A 3,954-nucleotide genomic window follows, 5' to 3' on the forward strand; every position below is an offset into this window, starting at 1 on the left:
CATCGCTCCCCGGATCTGCAGCGGCAGCATCACATTCTCCAGCGCGGTCAGTTCGGGGATCAGGTGGTGCGCCTGGTAGACGAAGCCCAGCATGCGGTTGCGGAAGCGCGCCTGCTCCGACGGGGAGAGGGCGAAGAGGGCGGTCCCTTCGAGGAAGGCCTCCCCCGCGTCGGGGGGTTCCAGCGTGCCGAGCACCTGCAGCAGCGTGCTCTTGCCGGAGCCGGACTCGCCGACCACCGCAACGAACTCCCCACCCGCCACCCGACAGGAGAGGCCGCGCAGCACCTCCAGCCGACCCTGCGGGGTGGGGAACCCCTTGCGCAGCCCCTCTACCCGCAGCATGGCGACGCTGCATGCGGGGTGACCGCCACCCGCTGCCGGGGCGGGACGGTTCGGAAGGGTGGGATGGCGCGACGCCGCCTCAGGAGGCGGTCACCTTCCGGATGGTGCTTCGGACCCGCTCCCGCTGGTAGGCCTCCACCGTCTGCAGCACCTGGGGGAACCGGTCGATGATGGCCCGGAAATCCTCCCGGGTCAGCTCCATCAGCTCCACCTCGCCGCGGGCGGTCACCGTGGCGGTGCGGGGCTTGTCGTTGAGCAGGGCCACCTCACCGAAGAAGGCCCCCTCGCGCAGTTCGCCCAGGTCGATCACCCTGCCGGGTCGGCGGAAATCCTCGGTGGTGACCGAGACCACGCCGGAGCGGATGAGGAAGCAGGAGTCCCCCTTCTCTCCCTGCCGCACCACGCACGCACCGTCGTGGAAGGTGCGTCGGCGGAAGTGTTCGGTCAACGCCGTGCAGGCCTCGGCCGGGATCCCGCGGAAGAGGTCGGAGGTGGCCAGCACCCGTTCCAGCACCCGTTGGCGGTAGAAGCGCTCCACCGTCTCCTGGATGGAGGGGTGGCGTTCGCACCACTGGTCGAAGGTGGCGCGGTCGATCTCCAGCACCACGGTGTGCCCCTCGGCGATGGCGTCGTCCTGATAGGCGGTGCGCGCCATGAAGGCGTGTTCACCGAAGAAGTCCCCCGCCTCCAGCCGCCGCACCACCTTCCTTGCACCGGCGGCGTCCACCGTCTCCAGCCGGACGGAGCCGCTGCCGATGAGGAAGAGGAAGTCGCCCGCCTCACCGGCGCGCACGATCGCCTCGCCGTCGTCGGCCATGCGGGGGTGGAGGTAGCCGATGAAGGCCTGCAGTTCTTCCCCGGAGAGGCCGGAGATCAGCGGCGTCTCCTTGAACGCCACCGTGGCGCGCCGCGCATCCGTATCACCGCTCCACTCCTCGCCCCGCTCGCGCGACAGCTCCCGCAATCGCTCGCTCGCCCGACGGTTCTCCGGATCGAGGCGGAGCACGATCTTGCTGATGGCGATCGCCTGTACCACGAACCCCTCATTGGCGTAGCGGCCGGCGATGGCGTTGTACTCCCGCACCGCGCCGTCGACGTCGCCGCACTTCTCCATCAACTCGGCCATCTTGCACCAGGCGCGCATGTCGTCGGGGGCCTGCTCGTGGATCTCGCGGAAGAGCTGCAGCGCCCCTTCGTGGTCCCGGGCGAGCAGCGCCTTGCGGGCATCCGCCTTCAGTTCGGAGAGAGTGGCCATAACTCAGCGTACAGAAAGCCCTTCCATGGTCTTTCCGCTTGATGGGGAGCAACGCGCGGGCGCGACCATGGAAGGTCGCGCAAATCCGGAGGTCGCAGACGCAACCGACGGATTTGTAAGGGGGTCGAAGACCGCGCTCTTCGATCCCCGTCGAACAAAAAGTCCATGGACGGACTGTTTGCGATTCGATCATTCATAACGTAACACATCCGCCGGCGGGATCGCCGCGGCCCGCCAGGCCGGATAGAGGGTGGCCGCCATGCCGAGCAGCAGGCTGGAGAGGACCACCAGGGCGATGGAGGTGGGGTCGATCGCCGAGGGGAGATGGTCGATATAGTAGACGTCCCCGGAGATGAATGTCACCCCCAGCACCCGCTCCAGCCAGGCGAGCAGCCCCTCCAGCCGCCAGGCGAGCAGCGTGCCGAGCACCGCACCGATGGCGGTGCCCAGTCCGCAGAGGGTGGTGCCCATGAGGAAGAAGATGCGCATCACCATCCCCCTCCCGGCGCCGATGGTGCGCAGCACCGCCACCTCCTTGCGCCGCTGCATCACCACCATGACCAGCGACATCACCATGTTGAAGACGGCGACCAGTACGATGAGCGACAGGATCACCCCCATGGTGATCCGCTCCGTCCTCAGCGCCTTGAAGAAGGAGCGGTGGCGCTCCATCCAGCTCTCCACCCAGGCGTCGGGCAGGTGTGCCCGCAACCGCGCGGCCACCGTCGCCGCCCGGTCGCGGTCGTGCAGGCGCACCTCCACCCCGGTGACCCGATCCCCCAGCCGTTCGAGCCGCTGCGCCGAATCGAGCGAGGTGAGCGCCAGCCCGATGTCGTATTCGTAGAAGCCGGAGTCGAAGATGCCGACCAGGTGGAAGAGGCGCATGCGCGGCCGCATGCCCGCGGGGGAGACCCCTCCGACCGGGGTGAGCAGGCGGACGGCGTCGCCGACCCGTGCGCCCAGCTTGCGCGCCAGATCCTTGCCCAGCACCAGCTCGAACGGCGCGTCGCCGAGGAAGCGGCCCCGCACGATATGGCGACGCAGCTCCTCCTCGTGCTCCGGCACCACCCCCTTGAGGATGGCCCCGGCGCTGACCGGACCCATGGTGATCAGCACCTGGCCGCTGACGTAGGGGGCGACCATGCGCACCTGCGGTTCGGCGCGGATGACCGGCAGCCAGCTGTGCCATTCCGCAGTGGAGGTGCCGCCTCCCTGCAGGTCGATATGGGCGGAGAAGCCGAGGATCCGCTCCTTCAGCTCCTTGTCGAAGCCGTACATCACCGACAACACCACGATCAGCGCCATCACGCCGATGGCCATGCCGATGGAGGAGCTCCAGCCGATGAGCGAGACCAGCCGTTCGTCGGAGCGGGCGCGCAGATAGCGCCGCGCCAGCATCCATTCGCAGCCTAGCGTTGCGGGCAGGAGCGATCGCCCGGCCTGCCGCCGCCTCTGTTCCTCTGCCCTGCGGATCGTTGCGCCCCCCTGCCGTTCCATGATTCAGACCGCAAGCGCTCCTGTTGCGCGGCATGCCGACATCGCGAGGATGGTTTCCTGCGGAATCATCGACATCCCCTCCGACGGGTCGATGGAGCCTATCCGGCGAGTGGGGGGAATCCAGCCGACAGCGCCGCCACCATCCCGGCGAGGAGTCCCGCCGCCAGGTCGTCGGCCATGATCGCCCACCAGTCGGGTCCGAGGTGCTCGATGGGCTGGATCGGCCACGGTTTGAGGATATCGAAGAGGCGGAAGGCGGAAAAGGCGGTCAGCAGCAGCGGCAGGGAGGGAGGGCCTCCGAAGGCGGGCAGGGCGAGGGCGAGCCACTGACCGGCCCATTCGTCGATGACGATCCAGCCGGGGTCTTCTTCTCCCTCCTCCGCAGGCAGCACCCGGGCGCAGACCAGGCAGCCGAGTGCGGTGATCAGCGCCGCGGCGGCGAGCAGCCCTGCGCCGCCGACCGTCTGCCACAGCCACCAGCCGGGCAGCAGCGCCGCCGCCGATCCCCAGGTGCCCGGCGCGCGCGGCATCCGGCCGCTGCCCAGGCCGGCGGCGATCCAGCGGGCCAGCGGGCGCCGGTCAGGCGAAGTGGTCAAAGCCGCAGCTCGAAGGGGGGGGCAGCGGGCGGCCATGGCGCAGCAGCGTCACCCCACGCCCCTCGGTCACCTCGCCGATCCGCACCCCGCCCAACGCCCGCAGCGCCCGATCGAGCGCGGGTGGGGCGGTACAGAGCAGGGCGTAGTCCTCGCCGCCGCCGGCCGCCAGGGCCAGCGCCTCATCGGGGAAGCGCGCGGTGAGCGCATCCAGCTGCGGCAACGCCTCGACGGTGATGGACAGGCCCACCCCGCTCGCCTCGGCGA

At 69.6% G+C, this 3,954-nt stretch carries 5 protein-coding genes; all 5 read right to left on the bottom strand.

The window, feature by feature from the left end:
• Window positions 1-342 (bottom strand): ATP-binding cassette domain-containing protein (locus D6682_03255; protein ID RMH51866.1); only part of this gene is annotated, 342 nt, incomplete at its 3' end.
• Between the two features lie 79 nt (window positions 343-421).
• Window positions 422-1,597, bottom strand: a complete 1,176-nt coding sequence (locus D6682_03260; protein ID RMH51862.1) for a hypothetical protein — start codon at window positions 1,595-1,597, stop codon at window positions 422-424.
• Window positions 1,598-1,786: 189 nt separating this feature from the next.
• Window positions 1,787-2,995, bottom strand: a complete 1,209-nt coding sequence (locus tag D6682_03265) for a lipoprotein-releasing ABC transporter permease subunit (protein RMH51863.1) — start codon at window positions 2,993-2,995, stop codon at window positions 1,787-1,789.
• A 197-nt stretch (window positions 2,996-3,192) separates the two neighbouring features.
• The gene (locus D6682_03270) at window positions 3,193-3,726 is read right to left on the bottom strand and encodes a phosphatidylglycerophosphatase A (protein ID RMH51864.1); all 534 of its coding nucleotides are present in this window, start codon (window positions 3,724-3,726) and stop codon (window positions 3,193-3,195) included.
• On the bottom strand, window positions 3,674-3,937 hold the full coding sequence (locus tag D6682_03275) for a hypothetical protein (GenBank protein ID RMH51865.1): 264 nt from the start codon (window positions 3,935-3,937) through the stop codon (window positions 3,674-3,676). The genes D6682_03270 and D6682_03275 overlap by 53 nt, the downstream gene beginning before the upstream one ends.
• Between the last annotated feature and the right edge of the window lie 17 nt (window positions 3,938-3,954).

It is taken from the genome of Zetaproteobacteria bacterium (assembly GCA_003696765.1).
Taxonomy (GTDB): Bacteria; Pseudomonadota; Zetaproteobacteria; order Mariprofundales; family J009; genus RFFX01.

Coding starts and splice junctions, on each gene's coding strand:
- D6682_03260 (RMH51862.1), bottom strand. CDS start 1,597: ATGGCCACTCTCTCCGAACTGAAGGCGGATGCCCGCAAGGCGCTGCTC.
- D6682_03270 (RMH51864.1), bottom strand. CDS start 3,726: ATGGCCGCCCGCTGCCCCCCCCTTCGAGCTGCGGCTTTGACCACTTCG.
- D6682_03265 (RMH51863.1), bottom strand. CDS start 2,995: ATGCTGGCGCGGCGCTATCTGCGCGCCCGCTCCGACGAACGGCTGGTC.